The sequence below is a fragment of the Providencia sp. LY12 genome (genome assembly GCF_057621555.1).
Genome location: NZ_CM172594.1, coordinates 3,074,295 through 3,094,876 on the forward strand (window position 1 = coordinate 3,074,295; position 20,582 = coordinate 3,094,876).

Here is a 20,582-nt window from a genome sequence, read left to right on the forward strand (position 1 = left end):
ATATGCCCTGTCAGTATAGGATTAATGTCTTAGCTACACTGACAGAAAGGCAACCCCGCAATAAATCATATGGTTGGAAATAAAAAAAGAGCCTACTATTTAAGTAAGCCCTCTTATTTCGATTTAGAACCTTATTAATCAGTTCGCTTGAATCACTTTCAAATCAATAATTGACATTGAATTTGGCGGTACTTCTCCAGGAATACCTTCTGGACCATAGCCACCTTCAGGCTCAATATAAATTTTGACCATTCCGCCTACACCCACTTTTTCTACGAACGAGTTCATTGGTGGTGGAAGCTGATCATAAGGTAACACCATTGGATTTTTTTCTGTATGCATCACGGTCACCTTACCATCGGTGAGTTGTTCACGCATGATCAATGTGATTTTTTTGTCTTTCACATTTGTAATTGGCGTACCTTTTTGTAAAACCTTATAGTAAGTGTAATTATCTAACTTACTGTATTTTTGTTGTTTTATATCTTGCAGGATCTTTTGGTTCCGCTTTTCATTCTCGTTGGCAATAGTCGTATTATCCGCAGATGGAATTTGGATAATGGTCGGCGTTTTACCTGTAGGTGACTTTTTGCTCGCTCTTAATGCATCATTCTCTTCACGTAACTGAGTCACGCGCTGATTAAGATCCCTAATTTGCGCTTTCAGTCCCTCATCTGTTGAAAAAGATTTCAAGGATGCCAACTCATCTTTTGCTTTCTTCAAACTATCTTGAACGCTAGCAAGCTCCAGCTTAGATTTGTTATCCGCCGCTGTTTTTTCATCGAGCTGTTTCTTAAGTTGAAGCAATTCCTGATCTTTTTTCGAGAGATTCTCGGCATTAAATTTTTCAGCATCTAACTTCAACGCATTCAATTGTTTGTTCGCATCTAGCAGCTTTTGCTCGATGTCTGCTTGCTGTTTGTTGCGATTAGCAATGTCACCTTCAAGCTTAGCAATCAATGCTTCTTTTTCTTTGGCTTGTGACATCAACAGCGTATTTTGAGATTCTAGCTGCTGTTTATCAGACAGTTGCGCTTTTAACGAATCTTGAATGCCTTTATTCTCTTGATCTAACTTGGTTAAAGCTTCTTCTCGGCCTTTGAGTAAGCTAATTTGCTTATTCAATTCCGCAGTTAATTCTTTGACTTGTAGGTCAGTATCTTTGCCTGCAAGTTCAGTCTGTTTTTCTAATTCAGCACGCAGTTTTTGCACTTCAGTATTTGCTTGTGCTAACTGTTTTTTCGCATCCGCATAACTTTGCTCATTCGATGTTAGCTGCGCTTGTAACTGTGCGTACTGATTTTGACTATCTGCCAGTTGCTTAGCTATTTTTTCATGGGCATTTTGCTGAGTAACCTGTTGTTTCTTCGCTTCTGCTAACTCAACATCCAGTGCATTTTTTTGCACTAACTTAGCGGTTTGCTCAACTAATGTCGCTTGAGCTTTATCGTTCTGCTGTGATTTTTCAGCAAGTTGAGTCAAGAGCTTCTGGTTTTGCTCAGATAAAGCTTTAACTTGTTTGTCGCTAGCCTGAGCCATCAACGCAGCTTTATTTTCCAGCTCTTGCTTCACGTTTTGCAAGTCTGTACTAACCTTAGCTAACTGCTGCTTAGAGGTGGCTAATTCAGTTTCTACCGCAGATTTTTGTTTTACTTTATCTGCCAGTTGCTGATTTTGTTGTTCAAGCTGCTTAACCGCGTCTTGCTGTTGTTTCAGTGCGGATTGGACATCGTTTTTTTGCGCTTGAGCTTGCTTTAGCTCATCTTCACGCTGTTTCAGTAAGGCTTCTTGCTGTGCTAAGTTGGCACTCACCGATTTCAACTGCTCATCCGTATTGCCGGATGACTGTAATTGCTGCTTCGCGTCAGATTGCAATTTGGCAATCTCGGAGGTTAATTGCTCGATGCGCTGATGAGCATCCGTGACTTGCTTGTCTTTGTCAGCCAACTGCTGCTTCATTTGCGCGGTCAGTTGCTGATTCTGTTGTTCAAGCTGCTTAACCGCATCTTGCTGTTGTTTCAGTGCTAATTGGACATCATTTTTTTGCGCTTGAGCCTGCTTTAGCTCATCTTCACGCTGTTTCAGTAAGGCTTCTTGCTGTACTAAGTTGGCACTCACCGATTTCAACTGCTCATCCGTATTGCCGGATGACTGCAATTGCTGCTTCGCGTCAGATTGTAGTTTTGCAATCTCGGCGGTTAATTGCTCAATGCGCTGATGAGCATCCGTGACTTGCTTGTCTTTGTCAGCCAACTGCTGCTTCATTTGCGCGGTCAGTTGCTGATTCTGTTGTTCAAGCTGCTTAACCGCATCTTGCTGTTGTTTCAGTGCTAATTGGACATCATTTTTTTGCGCTTGAGCCTGCTTTAGCTCATCTTCACGCTGTTTCAGTAAGGCTTTTTGCTGTACTAAGTTGGCACTCACCGATTTCAACTGCTCATCCGTATTGCCGGATGACTGCAATTGCTGCTTCGCGTCAGATTGTAGTTTTGCAATCTCGGCGGTTAATTGCTCAATGCGCTGATGAGCATCCGTGACTTGCTTGTCTTTGTCGGCAAGTTGTTTTTTCGCATTTGTCGCTTCAATCACACCATCACTCAGCTGTTTTTCCAACTGTTTGATAGTGTCTAATGACTGGCTATTTTGTTTGGTAAGGTTATCCAGATTAGCTTGTTTTTCAGCAATCACTTTCTGCGATTTGGTTAATTCATTGTTCAGCCCATCAATAACAACTTTATTATCAACAGATTTTACAACATTTTGTAATTGCTCAATTTGCAACTTACTTGCTGCAATGTCATCACTGAGTTTAGCTATCGTCGTTTGCTTTTCAGTAATGATGCGATTTAATTCAGCAATGTCTTTATTGTAGTTAGTCAGCTTAGTGACTAACTGACCATCAGTTAGCAGCTTATTGTACGAAATCAGCTCACCAACACCTTGAGCAACGCCAAAGCGATACAGATTTTTTAATTGCTGTTGCTCAATGAGCTTTGCCAACTGAGCCAAATTGACTGAGTTTTCAGTCCCTGCTTTCTTCGTGAAATTCGAAGAATATAAGCCAAGAGGATCAATAATGACTTGGTATTTGGCAAAATCCTTCGCCAAATACTTAGGATTCCATTGATTACCTTGTAGCAAATAGGAAGATGCAGGCTGGTAAGATTGAGACTCAGATGGCAACGAACAGACGTCGAGAACAGGCTTTATTTCTGTGTCTGCTACTTGAGCAGGTTCTGTTACTTGAACTGGTGTTTTAGGCTCAACAGGCGTTGATGCCGATGCTTTTGCACTTTGAGATTGAGATGACGTCACCGTATTCGATGATCGCTGAGCCACCTTTTTCTCTTTAGTGTTCTTTGCTTTACCCGTCGTAACTTGACGGTTTTCTCTCGGCACAGGAACTGGCGAAAGAGAGGATAAGACATCATAACCTTGGGCTTGTGATTTAACACTCAGTGGTACTTCGACAGGTCGAGGCTTTGGCTTTTGACCTTCATTTTCAGATTGAAGGTAAGTATCAAAGTCATCGATGACATTGTTAAAACGCTCCGCGTAGGAAGCTGTTGAAAAACAAGTCGAAAAAAGTGCCAGAGAGACACAAAGCCTTAGGTTAAGTCTCATAATCCATTAATTTTCTGCAAAGTTGATTCCGTTGATAGCACTGCGTTGTAACGCACCTTAGCACAAAGAACTTTTGTTTTAGATTCAATAGCCATTTGCAATAGCTCAATGGTATCTGGGCTAGCAGTTGCTTCGATTTGTTTGTATAGCTGATTAATTTCACTCACTTCTTTAAATGATCCTACCAGACGGTTGTAACTTTCTGGTGATAGCGTTTTTAGTGAACTGAGTTCTTTAATACAAGTATTTAGTGGCGCAACACCCTGCTGTTCAACAGCATTTGGTGAACGATCTAAAGCATTATTTAAAACGTTCTGAGATTCAGGGTAAGAATCATCAGCCTTACTATTTTGCTGTGAACTATTCGTTGCTGCTGTGGTGGTTTGAGAATCAGCTAATGCCGTCTTTTGCGCATTTGGACCAGTGACACAGCCAGAAAGTAAAGCCGTGCTTACCGCAAGCAAAGACGCGACATAAAATTTATTTTTTAAAAACATATATTTACCTTACCAGTACTTTTCTTCGCTATTATTATGATGTCCTAGAAACCTAGTGTAAGCTAAAAACTCGCTATTTTCTATATAGCCGAATAGAGAAATAGAGACTTCTCATAAATCTTATGCATTTTTATTTTGTGCCAATTTAGTTTCACAACCACGGAATTGTTATTTTAGTACATTAATACACATATCTCTCTAAATAAGAGATCGCATGCTTGTGTATATTGATTATTCTTACTCATTAATTAACATCAAATACACATTTTATTAGTAATAAATCAAAATAAGTGTTGCTCGCTCATCCTATCTCTCAGTTTTTTATAAACTTAGTCTAATTAATTAAAATCATGATATTACAAGCAGGTACATTTACTCAGTCAAAAATTGAAAATACTCACATTTTGAGATATCTCAATGAAATTGATAAAGGCTACTCCGATGATAAAGATAGGTATTGAGTAAAATAAAATTCTACACTTATTAAAGTAGTCAATGAATAGCAGTTATCTTAAAAAGATATTGAGCTTAAATTAACGCATAACGTGATGTAACGCAGATTTTTATTTTTATACTGGAAAGGCACAACAAATTAATTGTAGGTTTGAATGAGGGAATTAAATAAAAATATCATGATTAATTGATAATATTCATGCCCAGTCATTAACTGGGCATGAAAAGCAAAGATTAAGCTTTGCTAGGACGTAATGCAGGGAATAGGATTACATCACGAATAGTATGACTATTGGTAAATAGCATGACCATGCGGTCAATACCAATACCTAAACCTGCTGTTGGTGGTAAACCGTGCTCTAATGCAGTTACGTAATCTTCGTCGTAGAACATCGCTTCGTCGTCACCTTCGTCTTTCTGACGAACTTGCTCAGCAAAACGTTCTGCTTGGTCTTCTGCGTCATTTAACTCAGAGAAACCGTTACCGATTTCACGACCACCAATGAAGAATTCGAAGCGGTCTGTAATGAATGGGTTGTCATCATTACGGCGCGCTAAAGGAGAAACTTCAGCCGGATATTCTGTAATAAAGGTCGGCTGAATTAAGTGGCTTTCAGCAACTTCTTCAAAGATTTCGCACTGAACACGACCTAAGCCCCAGCTCTTCTCAATCTTGATACCGATAGACTGAGCAATCGCAACCGCTTTATCCATATCATCCAGATCAGCAACGTTAGTTTCTGGGCGGTATTTGCAGATAGCTTCTTTCATGGTCATTTTGGTAAATGGCTTACCAAAATCGAACTCTTGTTCACCATATTTAACAACGGTATTGCCTAATACTTTCTGCGTTAAAATACGGAATAAATCTTCAGTCAGCACAATCAGGTCACGGTAATCTGCATACGCCATATACAGTTCCATCATTGTGAATTCTGGGTTATGACGTGGAGACAAACCTTCGTTACGGAAGTTACGGTTGATTTCAAATACGCGTTCAAAACCACCTACAACTAAACGCTTCAGATACAGTTCTGGCGCAATACGCAGATACATATCGATATCTAACGCATTATGGTGAGTCACAAATGGACGCGCAGAAGCACCACCCGGAATGACTTGCATCATCGGAGTTTCTACTTCCATAAATCCATGTTCGACCATGAAGTTACGAACTTCCGCTAAGATCTTAGAACGGATGATGAAAGTGTTACGAGATTCATCGTTAGCAATCAGGTCAAGGTAACGTTGACGATAACGAGTTTCTTGATCTGATAAACCGTGGAATTTGTCTGGTAATGGACGCAGAGCTTTGGTCAGCAAACGAACTTCATGACAGTGAACGGTCAATTCGCCAGTTTTAGTTTTAAATAAACGACCTTTAGCACCTAAAATGTCACCTAAGTCCCATTTTTTAAACTGCTCGTTGTAGATGCCTTCTGGCAGATCATCACGTGAAACGTAGATCTGAATACGGCCACCAACATCTTGCAATGTTGCAAATGACGCTTTACCCATGATACGACGAGTCATCATACGACCCGCAATAGTCACTTCAATGTTCAGGTCTTCCAGCTCTTCTGCTGATTTTTCACCAAATTCAGCATGAAGCTTATCGGAAACATTTTCACGACGAAAATCATTTGGGAATGGAATACCCTGTTCGCGCAACGCAACCAATTTTTCTTTACGGGCTTTGAGTTCGTTATTTAAATCGGGAGCTTGTTCTGCACCCTGTTGCTCTTGAGACATTTTTTCCTCACAGGCCAGCTTTTAAACTAGCTTCAATGAATTTATCCAAATCACCATCCAGCACGGCTTGCGTGTTACGCGTTTCCACACCAGTACGTAAGTCTTTAATACGTGCATCATCAAGGACGTAAGAACGAATTTGGCTTCCCCAGCCAATGTCCGATTTATTCTCTTCCATCGCTTGCTTATCTGCGTTCTTCTTCTGCATTTCCAGTTCGTATAATTTCGCTTTTAACTGGCGCATGGCTTGATCTTTGTTTTTATGCTGTGAACGGTCGTTCTGGCACTGGGTCACAATGTTGGTCGGTATATGGGTGATACGCACCGCAGACTCAGTTTTGTTAACGTGCTGACCACCGGCACCCGAGGCACGGTATACGTCGATACGTAAATCAGCAGGGTTAATTTCGATATCAATATCATCATCAACTTCAGGATAGATAAACGCTGAACTAAATGAAGTATGACGACGACCGCCGGAGTCAAATGGGCTTTTGCGCACTAAACGGTGAACACCCGTTTCTGTTCTTAACCAGCCATAGGCATAATCACCGATGATTTTAATTGTTGCAGATTTTAAACCCGCCACATCACCATCTGACTCTTCGATAATTTCTGTTTTGAAGCCTTTTGACTCAGCCCAACGCAGATACATACGCATGAGCATACTTGCCCAATCTTGCGCTTCTGTACCGCCAGAACCTGCTTGTAAGTCGATATAGCAGTCAGCGCTGTCATATTCGCCGGAGAACATTCGGCGGAATTCAAGCTGCTCTAACTTGCCTTGCAGTACTTCTAACTCAGCGCCCGCTTCGTTGAACGTTTCTTCATCATCAGCTTCTACCGCCAATTCCAATAAACCTTCTACATCTTCAATACCTTGGGTCAGTTGGTCAATTGTCTCAACAATCGCCTCAAGGGAAGAGCGTTCTTTGCCAAGTGCTTGAGCGCGTTCTGGTTCATTCCAGACATCTGGCTGCTCAAGTTCTGCATTCACTTCTTCTAAGCGTTCTTTCTTGGCATCATAGTCAAAGATACCCCCTCAGAACCGTTGTCCGTTCAGACAGGTCCTGAATTTTGCTTTTTACTGGGTTTATTTCAAACGTCATTTTCACTATCTTATAGTTGATCAATAAAGATAAATATTTTCATTCACGAACCGTTTAGTATAACGGAATTCCTGTCAGGTTTATAGGGAATCAATCCTCTATTTCTGAACGAATCTTCATTGTGATTTTAATCGGGCCAAATATGTTCAATCATCAATTGCACATTTTTATTACCGCGAAACTCGTTCACATCTAACTTAAACGCAATTTTCGCTTTTTTGACGCTATTATCTGGCCATCTACGGACATCAATATTGAACATAATGCCATCCAACATCGGTCCTCCATTCACAGGTTCTAACATCAATTTTAAATGTTTCTCGCCCACCAACTTTTGTTGCAATAACTGGAAATGTCCATCAAATACAGGTTCAGGAAAAGACTGCCCCCACGGACCGCTTTCGCGAAGTAATTCCGCCGTCTCTAATGACAGTTGATTACGCAATAATTCTCCGTCACTCCAAATAACGCCCGATAATTGCTCAGGTTGAATAAGTTCTCCCATCAGCATTTCGAAATGGTATTTGAATGCGTCAAATTTGCTCTCTTCAAGCGACAGACCCGCAGCCATGGCGTGTCCACCAAACTTTTGCATTAACCCCGGTTGCAGCGTATTTAATCGCTCTAATGCATCACGCATATGAACGCCCTGCACTGAACGACCAGAGCCTTTTAATAACCCATCTCCGGCAGGCGCGAATGCGATAACGGGGCGATGGAATTGCTCTTTAATTCGTGAAGCTAAAATCCCAACCACCCCTTGATGCCATTCGGGATGATATAGTGCTAAACCGTTCGGCAACTGATTCTCGCTGTATTCGATTTTGTTAAATAGCACCAATGCTTCTTGCTGCATACCCGCTTCAATTTCACGACGAGTCTGGTTTAAGCCATCTAACTCATTGGCTAGCTGGCGTGCATGTGCCATATCATCCGTCAGCAGTAATTCAATGCTGACGGACATATCATCCAGTCGGCCCGCCGCATTAAGTCTAGGCCCTAGTGCAAAGCCAAAATCATTCGCGACCAGACGAGAGGCATCTCGTTTGGATACCTCAATCAACGCTTTGATCCCAGCACAGCAGCGCCCAGCTCTCACTCGATTCAACCCTTGATGCACCAGAATGCGGTTGTTCGTATCCAATGGCACCACATCTGCTACGGTACCCAGCGCGACTAAATCAAGGTATTCCGCTAAATTAGGCTCGCTGATCCCTTGCTTTTCAAACCACTGCTGTTGGCGTAAATGGGCTCTTAACGCTGACATTAAATAAAACGTTACCCCAACACCAGCCAGTGATTTCGATGCAAATTGGCAATCATTAAGATTCGGGTTGATGATAGCATCCGCCGTCGGTAGCGTTTCTCCCGGTAAATGGTGGTCAGTAATAACCACCTTCATCCCATACTCGTGAGCAGTCACCACACCATCATGAGAAGAGATACCGTTATCTACCGTAATAATCAGGTCCGTTCCCTGCTTATAGGCTTCATCCACCACCAATGGCGTTAAGCCATAGCCGTTTTCAAAACGGTTCGGGACGATATAGTTTAAATTCCTATACCCCATCGCTTTAAGCGCACGGATAGCTAATGCTGTGCTCGTTGCACCATCAGCATCAAAATCCCCAACGATAGTGATTTTTTGGTGCTCCACCAGCGCCAAATAGAGCAGCGTTAGTGCATTTTCAACCCCTGATAGCGAACGGTAATCAAGCAAATTAGACGCTTTACGTTCCAATTGAGCGAGAGAGGTTATCCCTCTAGAGGCATAAATGCGCTGCAAAAGTTCAGGGACATCAGGTAATGCCGCGGCATCACCTGTTAATTCTCGTTGACGTAAAAAAGTTTCGACATTCACAATGATGATTATTTCTGCTCAAGTATTTGGAGTAATTCGTCAGGTTTTAAAAAGCCAGGGAGTACTTGTCCGCTTGGTAAAATAATGGCAGGAGTTCCTGTAACTTTAAATAATTGACCTAATTTCAAATGATTGCCTAAATCGATTTTACAGTCATCAATCATGGCAACTTCGTCACCTTTGAACGCTTTAGTCAACGCATCTTTTGGTAATGCATTACACCAGATTGATGCCATCTGTTTTGCTGTGTCGCTCTTCATCCCTTGACGTGGGAACGCTAAATAGCGCACTGTCACCCCTTTGCTGTTTAACTCACCCACTGTTTCGTGTAATTTCTTACAGTAACCACAGCTAATATCAGTAAAGACCGTTATCGCATATTTTTCATTGGGTGCTTTGAAGATGATCATCTCGTTTTTCAACGCTTCCATCTTCTTCAACAAAGGCTGGTTACTGATGTTCACCGGAACTTTTCCGCTGAGATCATAAATTGGGCCTTGTAACAGGTATTTACCATCGTCCGTCACATAAATTACGCCATTATCCGTTTCCACCGTATTTAATCCCACAATTGGGGAAGGCTTAATGGATTCCACTTGCATATTATAATGTGCCAGTTTTTCGATAATCAGTTTTTCTTCCGTTGCGCCATAAACCGATGCCGTTAATGACGCGATACAGGCGGCTAAAACAAGTAGTTTGCGTTTCATATTTATCCTTTCACCCATCACCCTCTCGGATGATGCTGCTCATGTAAAGCACGTAGCCGCTCAGTAGCGACATGTGTGTAAATTTGGGTTGTGGATAGGTCGCTATGACCTAACAACATTTGTACAACGCGTAAGTCCGCGCCGTGATTCAATAAATGGGTTGCAAATGCATGCCTTAATACGTGAGGAGATAACGCATCCCCATCAATATTAGCAAGTACGGCATAATATTTTATTCGGTGCCAAAATGTCTGGCGGGTCATCTTTGTACCACGTTTGCTTGGAAATAAAACATCGCTAGTTTTCCCATTCAGTAAATCTGGGCGCCCCTGCGCTATATATTTTTCCAGCCAGTAAATCGCCTCTTCTCCCAGAGGGATCAAACGCTCTTTATCTCCTTTGCCAACGACCCGAACGACGCCTTGACGCAAGCTGATATCCGAAAATGTCAGCCCCGTCAGCTCAGAAACTCGCAAGCCACAAGCATACAATACTTCCAACATGGCTTTGTCCCGTAACTCGAGCGAGTCTTCAGTCGCAGGTGCATTCAGCAAATCTTCAACTTGTTTTTCACTGAGATCTTTGGGTAATCGCTGCGGAATTTTGGGTGCTGCGATTACCGCGGAAGGATCATCCGCTCTTATCTTTTCGCGGTAAAAATATTGAAATAACCGGCGAATCGAACTTAATAAACGCGCAGAGCTTGCGGCTTTGTATCCGCCATCAATGCGTTCTGCGAGAAAAGATTGTAAATCAATCGACTGAACACTTTCCAAATGCAATTGCTGCGCATCCAGCCATCTATCTAATGATTGGAGGTCATTACGATAAGATGCCAAGGTGTTTTCAGCAAGATCTTGCTCCAACCAAATTGTATCAAGAAACTGTTCAATTAACGGATTTAGTTGTTTACTTTCCACGCCAGATCCTATGCCTCTTTATTATTACAGTGCAATCTATTATGCCTGATTGTAGCACCATCTGTTACAATACGTCCCTCGTGATAAAAACCAGCGCTGGATATAGTAATAATATATATGAAAATAGGTCTTTTTTACGGTTCAAGTACCTGCTACACCGAAATGGTCGCAGAAAAAATACGTGACATTCTTGGTGATGATTTCATTACCCTCCATAACGTCAACGATACACCACCAGAATTAATGGAACAGTACGACGTTCTTATTTTGGGGATCCCTACGTGGGATTTTGGTGAAATTCAGGAAGATTGGCTAGAAATTTGGGAAGCGCTTCCCAAACTTAACCTTGCGGATAAAATGGTCGCAATGTATGGCATGGGTGACCAAGTTGACTATAGTGAATGGTTTTTAGATGCACTCGGTATGCTCTATCACCAGCTTAAACCGACTGGCGCACAGTTTATTGGCTTTTGGCCGACTGAAGGTTATGAATTTGAAAGCCCGAAACCGCTCACGGAAGATGGTGAGATGTTTGTAGGTCTTGCATTAGATGATGTGAACCAGTTTGAACAAACCGATGAGCGAGTCGCGCAATGGTGTGAGCAGATCCTACAAGAAATTGAAGCTGCTCTTTAAGCGCCAAAGACAACTAACTGCAATATCAAATATCAGGGTATTGCAGTAGTAATTGATTGAGATTACGCCAATTTTCTTCGGAAACAGAATCCTTTGCAATCCATAAGCGAAGCTTCTGAGGCTTACCTTGCAATGCATTAAGCGTTAATAAAATGCCAAAGCGGCTACACCATGGCGCTTTGATAATTTCCCACTCATTCTTTTTCCATTGAAGCTTATTGCCATTCACCAATACAGCCACACCTTTGACTTTACTGATATTTTTTTGGCTTTTTGCCCAACTAGCTACCAACACTACTAATAATGGTAGCCAAATCATTGAATTACCTGGAGCCCACGGCGCAACAAGCAAAATAATGCCCGTTACCCCATGAAGACAGGTGGAAAAAAGCTGAGTTTTCCATGAAATGGAAAGATTAGATTTCCACAGGACCACGATTTTTATTTCTTTCTTGAATGAGTTTAATCATAGAGAACAGTTCTTCGTCCTCCGGACGCCCGTGATTCATCAGCCAATTGAACAAATCAGGGTCTGGACACTCGAGCAGCCGCACAAAAACACGCTTATCGTGGTCTGTTAGCTCGTCATATTCATATTCAAAAAATGGCATGATAGAAATATCAAGCTCACGCATGCCTCTTCTGCACGCCCAATGAATTCGCGCCTTGTTATTGATATCGATTTGACTTTGCCCGATAGGCATTCCATTATCCATTTCACTACGACCTTTTGTTGCAGTTGACTGATAAGATTGATTATTTTAAATACTCTATCAGATAATCTGTCAATAAAACATGTCACACTCTACATAGTTCACATTTTAGGTTGTAAAATACCGTTTTTCTACAAACTATTTACCCTCTTATGCTGAATAATAGGTTAATGGCACTTTAGTTCGGTTTGAGGCTTGCAATGTGACCTAGCTATTTTACCATTAAGCACCATTATCAAATAAAGAACAACAGGTGAAATCATGACTTCCCATGTAGACAACGCACAACAGTTTCCCCTTGATTCTCAGTCTTTACCCCTTGTTTTGATTTCACTGGAAAACTGGGAACTTATCCACCTACACGGCGCTGATGCAGAAAAATATCTGCAAGGACAAGTCACCGCCGATATCAGCACACTTGAGCACGCACATACACTAACCGCCCATTGCGATCCAAAAGGAAAAATGTGGAGTGACCTACGTTTATTCCATCACTTAGCGGGTTATTCTTATATTGAAAGACGCAGTGTTGCTGATGCCCAACTCGCAGAGTTAAAAAAATACGCTGTTTTCTCTAAAGTCACTTTTGAAAAGAAGCCAGAACTGAAATTACTGGGTGTGGCAGGTCAAGGCGCACGAGAAGCACTTTCATCCGTGTTCGCAACACTACCTGATAGCCAAAATCAAGTCATCACAGAAGGCAACAGTACCCTTCTACATTTTGACCTTCCCGCAGAACGATTTTTAATTATTACAGACGAAGCGACTGCGCAAAATCTCGCAGAGACTTTAAATGCAACACAGGTTTCTGACCAACAATGGTTAGCATTAGAAATTGCCGCAGGCTTTGCCGTTATCGACCAAGAAAACAGCGCACAACATCTGCCACAAGCTGCAAATTTACAGGCCATCCCTCACGGAATTAGCTTTAAAAAAGGCTGCTATACCGGCCAAGAAATGGTCGCTCGCGCCAAGTTTCGTGGTGCCAATAAACGCGCGATGTACTGGCTAACGGGAACAGGCTCGTCACTTCCAACTATCGGAGATGGTGTTGAGTGGCAACTGGGTGAAAACTGGCGCCGTACCGGAACAGTGCTTGCCGCCGTGCGTTTAGGGAATGGAGAACTTAGCATCCAAATCATTATGAACAATGATATGGAAGCAGATAGCGTGTTTCGCGTTATGGGTGACGAGCAAAGTCGCCTGACCATTGCACCACTGCCTTATTCATTAGAAGAAGATAAATAATTGAGGTTTTTATGTCATCTGCAATAAGTAATAAGCCACTCGACGTTTTGAATTTTGGGGCTTTTACTGAAGTCGTCCAATTTTTGATGGAGCTCGATAAACTGAAAAGCGTTTATCGCAAGAATAAGTTATTAAACCGCGAAAGACACGAAAACACCGCCGAACATAGCTGGCAGTTTGCTGTTGCTGCGATGGCTTTTGCTCCTTATGTGCCAAGTGTTAACCTCGAACGCGCCATTAAACTTGCGCTCGTTCATGATATCGTCGAAATTGATGCAGGTGACGTTTTGGTGTTTGATAATGCCGCTCGTGAAGCCATTCATGATGACGAAGTCAAAGCAGCTAACCGCCTGTTTAATCTACTGCCAAGCCCGCAAAATGCTGAATTCTTAGCATTATGGAATGAGTATGATGCCGTCGAGACATTGGAATCGAAATATGCCAATGCCATTGATAGAGCCATGCCGATGTTATTGAACTTGCATAATCAGGGTCAAAGCTGGGTTGAAAACCATATTCGTCATGAGCAGGTCGTTAGTAAATGTGACTATATTCAGGAGATCCTCCCTGAATTTTGGTTGCAGCTTAAACAGCAATTAGAGCAAGCCCACCAAAAAGGCTGGCTGCTGTAATTAAAAAAATAAAACAAAAAACGCCAGATAAATATCTGGCGTTTTCATATTAAAAAGCTAAAAAATTAATTACATATATTCATCGATAGGCACACAAGAACAATGTAAATGACGGTCGCCATAAACATCATCAAGGCGTTTTACCGCTGGCCAGTACTTGTTCACTCGTGTTGCGTGAGATGGGAATACCGCCAATTCACGGCTATAACCATGAGCCCACTCTTCCGCCAACTCAGTTTGAACGTGTGGCGCATTGACTAACGGGTTATCTTCCAGCGTCCATTTACCTTGAACCACTTGATCAATCTCATCCCGGATAGCCAGCATTGCATCGATAAAGCGATCGATTTCCACAATACTTTCTGACTCAGTAGGTTCGATCATCAACGTACCTGCAACTGGGAATGACATGGTTGGCGCATGGAAACCATAGTCAATCAAGCGCTTAGCAATATCCAGCTCACTGATGCCTGTATCTTTCTTGATTGGACGTAGATCCACGATACATTCATGAGCCACATAACCTTCTTGTCCGGTATAGAGGATCTCATAGCGACTCGCTAAACGCTTCGCAATATAGTTAGCGTTCAAGATTGCCACTTGGCTGGCTTTTCTCAGCCCATGGGAGCCCATCATGCGGATATACATCCAGCTAATTGGCAGAATAGAAGCGCTACCAAATGGTGCAGCAGAAACCGCACCTTGTTCGGTCAGCATTTCTTGAGTGACGACAGAGTGCCCAGGAACAAACGGCGCTAAATGTTTCTTCACACCGATAGGTCCCATACCAGGGCCACCACCGCCATGAGGAATACAGAAGGTTTTATGTAAGTTCAAGTGAGACACATCCGCGCCGATAAAGCCCGGTGTTGTCAGCCCCACTTGAGCGTTCATATTCGCACCATCTAAGTAAACTTGCCCGCCATATTGGTGGATAATTTCACACACTTCGCGAATGCTCTCTTCATACACACCGTGAGTTGACGGGTAAGTCACCATCACGCATGAGAGCGCTGCACTGTGCTCCTGCGCTTTTTCTCGCAGGTCAGCAAGGTCAATGTTACCTTCATCATCACAGCGTACCACCACCACTTCCATACCCGCCATATGAGCAGAGGCTGGGTTAGTTCCGTGAGCAGAGGCTGGGATCAAACAAATATTACGTGCGCCTTCATTGCGGCTTTCATGGTAACGACGGATTGCTAACAGACCCGCATATTCCCCTTGAGCCCCTGAGTTAGGCTGCATACAGACAGCATCATATCCCGTCAATTGCACTAGCCAGTGGGAAAGCTGCTCAATCATTTGATGATAACCTTGCGCCTGCTCCGGTGGACAGAACGGGTGTAACTCACCAAATTCAGGCCACGTAATTGGCAGCATTTCCGCAGCAGCGTTAAGTTTCATGGTGCAAGAACCTAATGGGATCATCGCTTGGTTCAACGCTAAATCCTTACGCTCTAAGCTGTGCATGTAGCGCATCATTTCCGTTTCGCTATGATAACGATGGAAATTTGGATGCGATAAAATCACGTCATCACGCAACATTGCGGCTGGAATTGCACTTTCACTTTCTGAAACTTGCTTATCTAATTTTTCGAAATCCAGTTTTTGATCGGTACCCGTGATCACAAAGAACAGTTCGTTGAGATCTTGGCGAGTGGTGATTTCACTGAACGTAACACCCACTGCACCGTGAATATCTGTCCGTAAGTTTATTTTTGCTTTTTCAGCGCGCGCTAAGACCGCCGCTTTGTCTGCTACTTCGATAGCCAGAGTATCAAACCACGTTTTATGGCGCAGAGTGATGCCAGACTCTGTAAGCGCTTTCGCAAAAATCGAGCTAAAGCGATGAATGCGCTGAGCAATCATTTTCAAGCCTTCAGGCCCATGATACACCGCATACATCGCGGCAATATTGGCCAGTAAAACTTGGGAAGTACAAATGTTGGAGTTTGCTTTTTCACGGCGGATATGCTGTTCACGAGTTTGCATCGCCATACGTAGCGCAGTATGACCTGCAGCATCACGAGAGACCCCGATAATGCGTCCCGGCATCGCACGTTTGAATTCATCTTTACACGCAAAGAATGCAGCATGAGGGCCACCATAACCCATTGGTACACCAAAACGCTGCGCTGAGCCGAAAACAATGTCAGCCCCTTGTTTTGCAGGTGCTGTCAATAACACTAATGCCATCATATCGGCAGCCACACAGCTGACAATATTCTTCGCCTTTAGTTTGGCAAATAGCTCGCTGTAATCATGTATATTCCCCGTGGTGCCCACTTGTTGCAGTAATGCACCAAATACACCTTCGTGTTCTAGCACTTTCTCTGCGCTGTCGACAATCACTTCAAAGCCAAATGTGCCTGCACGAGTCCGCACAACATCAAGGGTTTGAGGATGGACGTCATCCGCAACGAAAAAGCGTTCTGCATTTTTCAATTTACTGATGCGTTTTGCCATCGCCATGGCTTCTGCTGCCGCTGTCGCTTCATCCAGCAAAGAAGCTGATGCTAAATCTAAGCCCGTTAAATCAATCGTTAATTGCTGGAAATTCAGCAGTGACTCAAGACGACCTTGGGAAACTTCAGGCTGATAAGGGGTATAAGCCGTATACCAGCCTGGGTTTTCGAGCAAATTACGTAAGATAACAGGAGGAAGGATCACTGGGGCATAGCCCATGCCGATATAACTTTTATAACGTTTATTTAGGGAAGCAATCCCTTTTAATTCTGCGAGCGCTTCTTGCTCGGTTGCACCACCGCCGACTCTTGGTGGCTCAGGCAGTAAAATGGCTTTCGGGACAATTTTGTCCATTAAATTATCGAGGGAAGTCGCGCCAACAGTACCTAACATGGTTTTTATTTGTTGTTCTGATGACCCTATATGGCGCGAGATAAATTCTGAACGGTTTTCTAGTTGACTCAGTGACATCGACATATCTGTGTTCCCATCCTTTTTGCTATGCGTAGCGTAGGTTATAAGACTCTAGCGATGATAAAACCTATTGATAAACTGCGAGATAAGTAGACTAGCTCAAACTAACCTTGGTTAAAAAACATTCATTATGTTCTTGATATTTCGCACTGTAGCAAGCGATTACGCTACAGTGCGAAACATGATGCTGTGGATTACTCTTCCGCAGCGATCATGCTCAGGTAACCTTGAGCATCGATAAGATCCGCTAGCTGAGAGTCATCGCTCATCTTAATACGGAAAATCCAGCCTTCTTGATATGGCGATTCGTTCACCAGCTCTGGAGAGTCGCTGAGTGCACTGTTAACTGCAATAATTTCACCACTAATCGGTGCATAAATATCGGATGCTGCTTTCACAGATTCAACGACAGCACAGTCGTCCCCTGCGCTCACTACATCACCCACATCGGGTAAATCAACAAACACCATGTCGCCTAAAGTTTCTTGCGCATGTTCAGTAATACCCACAGTGAACTCACCATTTCCTTCATCACGCAGCCATTCGTGTTCGCGGGTATATCTTAATTCTTTAGGTGCATTGCTCATTTCTAGCCTCTCTTTTGATTCTGACCATATGTTCTTGAGAAAAAGTTTTTGAGAAAACGTTTTAAAATCAATTTGTATTAGAAAATATCTAATTACACTAATGCCTTACCTTCACGGACAAATCCTGGTTTTACCACTTCAACCGGCATTTCCCGCTGACGAATTTCAACGATGGCGTGATTTTTAATGTCACTCGGTACACGCGCTAGCGCGATACTGAAACCTAACGTTGGAGAGAATGAACCACTAGTGATCACTCCCTCATGCAATTTACCTGATTCATCCGTAAAGCGCACAACCTGTTCAGCACGTAAAATGCCTTTTTCGCGCATCACAATACCCACCAGCTTATCGGTACCTTTCGCTCGCTGTTTTTCCAACGCTTCACGGCCAATAAAGTTTCTGTCTTGCGGCTCCCAAGCAATTGTCCACCCCATATTGGCCGCTAATGGAGAAATAGACTCATCCATATCTTGCCCATAGAGATTCATACCCGCTTCAAGACGCAGAGTATCACGAGCGCCTAAACCTGCTGGATGAACGCCTGCCTTCAGTAATTTATGCCAGAAATCCACGATATGCTGTTTCGGCATCGCAATTTCATACCCTTTTTCACCGGTGTAGCCCGTGGTCGCAATAAACAGATCGCCAGTTTGAACACCATAAAAAGGCTTCATATCTTTGATGGCAGCACGTTGTTCTTCGGTCAGCAAAGTGTGAACTTTTTCTTGAGATTTCGGACCTTGAACGGCAACTAACGCCAAATCATCACGTACAGTAATCGCTACTGCATAATCTTTTGCATGCTGCTCAATCCATGCAATGTCTTTGTCTCGCGTCGCAGAGTTAACCACAAGGCGGTAGAAATCATCTTCAAGGTAATAAACAATCAGGTCATCAATCACACCACCCGATGCGTTCAGCATACCGGTATACAGTGCACGACCTTTGATGGTGAGCTTAGCGATATCATTGGCGAGAAGATAACGAAGAAAATCACGGCAACCTTCGCCATGTAGGTCAACAATCGTCATGTGAGAAACATCAAACATTCCTGCATCGGTTCGAACAATATTATGTTCGTTGATTTGCGAACCATAGTGCAGTGGCATCATCCAGCCATGAAAATCCACCATTTTTGCGCCGCAGGCTATATGCTCATCATATAGAGTCGTTTGCTTTACCATGAATACCCTCTTTACATTACTGTGTCTGATGGGGTGATTGCGTAATGAACGGCATAAATTTTTTTCTGTGAATCCCGTTTCATCAAAACGCAAATCATCGGATTTGATTCAAAACTGCTAACATTCGAAATTGGATGCTATAAATAAAAATAGGGTGATGTACTCTCTGTATTACTGATTGCGCCCTCACATTACCAGTGGTTTTTGTTAAATAATTGAGAATGATCACTCAATCCCTTCATATTTGGCTTATTAGTGCGCAAAATATCATCAGAATTGAGACTTAACCCAATAATGTAGATAAATTAGGAAAAACAAATAAATTAGAAAAACTAATCCGAAATTATGGATAAATTAGTTTTTCTCAGCTATTGCTAGGCAAGACTGGTTGCGAACAAAATGGAATGAGAAATAAAAAACCTGAGTATTTAAAATTAAACACTCAGGTTATTTGGAAGAGAAAATTCAGACAGAATTAAGCGTTATTAGTCGGTAGTTGCTTTAGCCATTTTGGCATATCCGATAAGCCCATCGCGTGGTTTAGTAGTTGAGGCTTAACACCCGGTAAACTGTCAGCTAAAACAAGACCAATATCTCGCAGCAATTTCTTCGCAGGGTTGTTGCCATCAAACAGTTCACGGAAACCTTGCATTCCCGCTAACATCACCGCTGCGCTGTGCTTGCGGCTACGTTCATAATCACGCAAATAGAAATATTGACCAAAATCTTTGCCTTCACGATGTAGCCTTCTGATTTCACCAATCAGCATAGCGACGTCCATAAAACCAAGATTCACTCCTTGGCCCGCCAAAGGATGAATGGTGTGAGCCGCATCCCCGAGTAGCGCTAAACGCTGCGCCGCAAACTGACGCGCATAACGTCCGGTTAATGGGATAGTTAAACGGTCGCTTTCTAATTGGCAAAAACCTAAATTAACATCAAATGCGACGGTCAATTCTTTCTCAAATTCTAACTTATCTAAATCTTGACGACGCGCAGCGGCTAAGTTTGGCTGAGACCAAACAATCGAACATAAGTGCGGGTCGCTTAGCGGTAAGAACGCGAGGATGCCTTCCCCATTAAAAGCTTGGCGAGCAATACCTTCATGGGGACGTTCGGTTCGAATGGTTGCTACCAGTGCGGTATGTTCATAATCCCAGAAAGTGAGCGGAATATCTGCATGACTACGCAGCCATGAATTTGCGCCGTCAGCCCCGACTATCAAGCGAGCCGTCAGCATATTTTCATCATCTAACGTGATGAAAACGTCATTTTCTCCCCATACCACCTTCTTGATGGTTGCAGGGGCCAGTAAAGTTACATCACGCAATTGACTGGCTTTTTGCCATAAGGCATCGCGCACCACATTGTTTTCAACGATATGACCTAAATGCGAGAGATTTTGGTCTTTAGCAGAAAAAGCAATACGACCGAAACTGTGGTTATCCCACACTTCCATCCCGCTATAGGCGGCAGCACGCATCCCTTTGATTGCTGACCATACATCTAAATGAGTCAATAATTTTTCACTGGCGGCATTGATTGCCGACACGCGTAGCGCATGGGGATCGTTAGCAGAGAATGGCGTTTTAGGTGGATGGTTTTCAACGACCGCCACACGTAAACCACTGCCTTCGAGTCCACATGCCAGTGCGAGTCCAACCATACCACCACCGGCGATAACCACATCAAACGATTGCATATTTTTAT

16 protein-coding genes are annotated in these 20,582 nt (G+C 42.9%); 3 read left to right on the plus strand and 13 right to left on the minus strand.

Features of this window, described 5'->3' with window-relative positions; all coding sequences use genetic code 11:
* Window positions 1–138 precede the first annotated feature (138 nt).
* The 7 genes from ACY3ZI_RS14845 to xerD all read right to left on the minus strand — a co-directional run bounded on the left by ACY3ZI_RS14845 (window position 139) and on the right by xerD (window position 10,926).
* Entirely contained in the window at window positions 139–3,624 is a 3,486-nt protein-coding gene (locus ACY3ZI_RS14845) for an FKBP-type peptidyl-prolyl cis-trans isomerase (protein WP_487375441.1), read from the minus strand.
* On the minus strand, window positions 3,621–4,121 hold the full coding sequence (locus ACY3ZI_RS14850; RefSeq protein ID WP_487375442.1) for a hypothetical protein: 501 nt from the start codon (window positions 4,119–4,121) through the stop codon (window positions 3,621–3,623). Before ACY3ZI_RS14850 ends, ACY3ZI_RS14845 begins: the two co-directional genes overlap by 4 nt.
* Window positions 4,122–4,808: 687 nt before the next feature.
* Window positions 4,809–6,326: a lysine--tRNA ligase gene (gene lysS / locus ACY3ZI_RS14855; protein WP_036951129.1), complete on the minus strand. Its 1,518-nt coding sequence runs from the start codon at window positions 6,324–6,326 to the stop codon at window positions 4,809–4,811.
* 7 nt (window positions 6,327–6,333) lie between these two features.
* A protein-coding gene (gene prfB / locus ACY3ZI_RS14860; RefSeq protein ID WP_132495760.1) for a peptide chain release factor 2 occupies window positions 6,334–7,435 on the minus strand; the annotation gives its coding sequence in 2 pieces (ribosomal slippage) (window positions 6,334–7,356 and window positions 7,358–7,435; 1,101 coding nt in all).
* Between the two features lie 127 nt (window positions 7,436–7,562).
* Window positions 7,563–9,296: a single-stranded-DNA-specific exonuclease RecJ gene (gene recJ, locus ACY3ZI_RS14865; RefSeq protein WP_211886247.1), complete on the minus strand. Its 1,734-nt coding sequence runs from the start codon at window positions 9,294–9,296 to the stop codon at window positions 7,563–7,565.
* An 8-nt stretch (window positions 9,297–9,304) separates the two neighbouring features.
* Window positions 9,305–10,006: a bifunctional protein-disulfide isomerase/oxidoreductase DsbC gene (gene dsbC, locus ACY3ZI_RS14870; protein WP_036951131.1), complete on the minus strand. Its 702-nt coding sequence runs from the start codon at window positions 10,004–10,006 to the stop codon at window positions 9,305–9,307.
* Between the two features lie 17 nt (window positions 10,007–10,023).
* Window positions 10,024–10,926 carry a site-specific tyrosine recombinase XerD gene (gene xerD / locus ACY3ZI_RS14875; RefSeq protein WP_036951132.1) on the minus strand — a complete coding sequence of 301 codons (903 nt, stop codon included), beginning with the start codon at window positions 10,924–10,926 and terminating at the stop codon, window positions 10,024–10,026.
* A 117-nt stretch (window positions 10,927–11,043) separates the two neighbouring features.
* Here xerD and fldB point away from each other — a divergent pair, with 117 nt between their 5' ends.
* Window positions 11,044–11,562, plus strand: coding sequence for a flavodoxin FldB (fldB, locus tag ACY3ZI_RS14880; protein WP_187129490.1), 519 nt, complete (start codon window positions 11,044–11,046; stop codon window positions 11,560–11,562).
* Between the two features lie 25 nt (window positions 11,563–11,587).
* On the opposite strand, the gene ACY3ZI_RS14885 is transcribed toward fldB, so the two are convergent.
* Entirely contained in the window at window positions 11,588–11,998 is a 411-nt protein-coding gene (locus tag ACY3ZI_RS14885; RefSeq protein WP_132495768.1) for a protein YgfX, read from the minus strand.
* Window positions 11,979–12,245, minus strand: a complete 267-nt coding sequence (gene sdhE / locus ACY3ZI_RS14890; RefSeq protein WP_036951240.1) for an FAD assembly factor SdhE — start codon at window positions 12,243–12,245, stop codon at window positions 11,979–11,981. The genes ACY3ZI_RS14885 and sdhE overlap by 20 nt, the downstream gene beginning before the upstream one ends.
* 291 nt (window positions 12,246–12,536) lie before the next feature.
* Here sdhE and ygfZ point away from each other — a divergent pair, with 291 nt between their 5' ends.
* Window positions 12,537–13,523, plus strand: coding sequence for a tRNA-modifying protein YgfZ (gene ygfZ, locus ACY3ZI_RS14895; RefSeq protein ID WP_211886251.1), 987 nt, complete (start codon window positions 12,537–12,539; stop codon window positions 13,521–13,523).
* Between the two features lie 11 nt (window positions 13,524–13,534).
* Window positions 13,535–14,155, plus strand: coding sequence for an HD domain-containing protein (locus tag ACY3ZI_RS14900; RefSeq protein ID WP_487375443.1), 621 nt, complete (start codon window positions 13,535–13,537; stop codon window positions 14,153–14,155).
* A gap of 69 nt (window positions 14,156–14,224) precedes the next feature.
* Here the strand turns inward: ACY3ZI_RS14900 and gcvP are convergent, their stop codons facing one another.
* From gcvP to ubiI, 4 genes are all read right to left on the minus strand, one after another.
* Window positions 14,225–17,101 carry an aminomethyl-transferring glycine dehydrogenase gene (gcvP, locus tag ACY3ZI_RS14905; RefSeq protein ID WP_211886255.1) on the minus strand — a complete coding sequence of 959 codons (2,877 nt, stop codon included), beginning with the start codon at window positions 17,099–17,101 and terminating at the stop codon, window positions 14,225–14,227.
* 191 nt (window positions 17,102–17,292) lie between these two features.
* Window positions 17,293–17,685, minus strand: coding sequence for a glycine cleavage system protein GcvH (gene gcvH / locus ACY3ZI_RS14910; protein ID WP_036951141.1), 393 nt, complete (start codon window positions 17,683–17,685; stop codon window positions 17,293–17,295).
* A gap of 92 nt (window positions 17,686–17,777) precedes the next feature.
* Window positions 17,778–18,872: a glycine cleavage system aminomethyltransferase GcvT gene (gene gcvT, locus ACY3ZI_RS14915; protein WP_132495776.1), complete on the minus strand. Its 1,095-nt coding sequence runs from the start codon at window positions 18,870–18,872 to the stop codon at window positions 17,778–17,780.
* A gap of 475 nt (window positions 18,873–19,347) precedes the next feature.
* A complete protein-coding gene (ubiI, locus tag ACY3ZI_RS14920) occupies window positions 19,348–20,574 on the minus strand; it encodes an FAD-dependent 2-octaprenylphenol hydroxylase (protein ID WP_132495778.1) in 1,227 nt (408 codons plus the stop codon).
* Window positions 20,575–20,582 lie beyond the last annotated feature (8 nt).

Bases quoted from the DNA above. Each gene is read 5' to 3' on its own strand.
- fldB (WP_187129490.1), top strand. From the start codon at position 11,044: ATGAAAATAGGTCTTTTTTACGGTTCAAGTACCTGCTACACCGAAATG.
- dsbC (WP_036951131.1), bottom strand. From the start codon at position 10,006: ATGAAACGCAAACTACTTGTTTTAGCCGCCTGTATCGCGTCATTAACG.
- gcvT (WP_132495776.1), bottom strand. From the start codon at position 18,872: ATGGTAAAGCAAACGACTCTATATGATGAGCATATAGCCTGCGGCGCA.
- ACY3ZI_RS14845 (WP_487375441.1), bottom strand. From the start codon at position 3,624: ATGAGACTTAACCTAAGGCTTTGTGTCTCTCTGGCACTTTTTTCGACT.
- ygfZ (WP_211886251.1), top strand. From the start codon at position 12,537: ATGACTTCCCATGTAGACAACGCACAACAGTTTCCCCTTGATTCTCAG.
- lysS (WP_036951129.1), bottom strand. From the start codon at position 6,326: ATGTCTCAAGAGCAACAGGGTGCAGAACAAGCTCCCGATTTAAATAAC.
- ACY3ZI_RS14850 (WP_487375442.1), bottom strand. From the start codon at position 4,121: ATGTTTTTAAAAAATAAATTTTATGTCGCGTCTTTGCTTGCGGTAAGC.
- ACY3ZI_RS14900 (WP_487375443.1), top strand. From the start codon at position 13,535: ATGTCATCTGCAATAAGTAATAAGCCACTCGACGTTTTGAATTTTGGG.
- gcvP (WP_211886255.1), bottom strand. From the start codon at position 17,101: ATGTCGATGTCACTGAGTCAACTAGAAAACCGTTCAGAATTTATCTCG.
- ubiI (WP_132495778.1), bottom strand. From the start codon at position 20,574: ATGCAATCGTTTGATGTGGTTATCGCCGGTGGTGGTATGGTTGGACTC.
- gcvH (WP_036951141.1), bottom strand. From the start codon at position 17,685: ATGAGCAATGCACCTAAAGAATTAAGATATACCCGCGAACACGAATGG.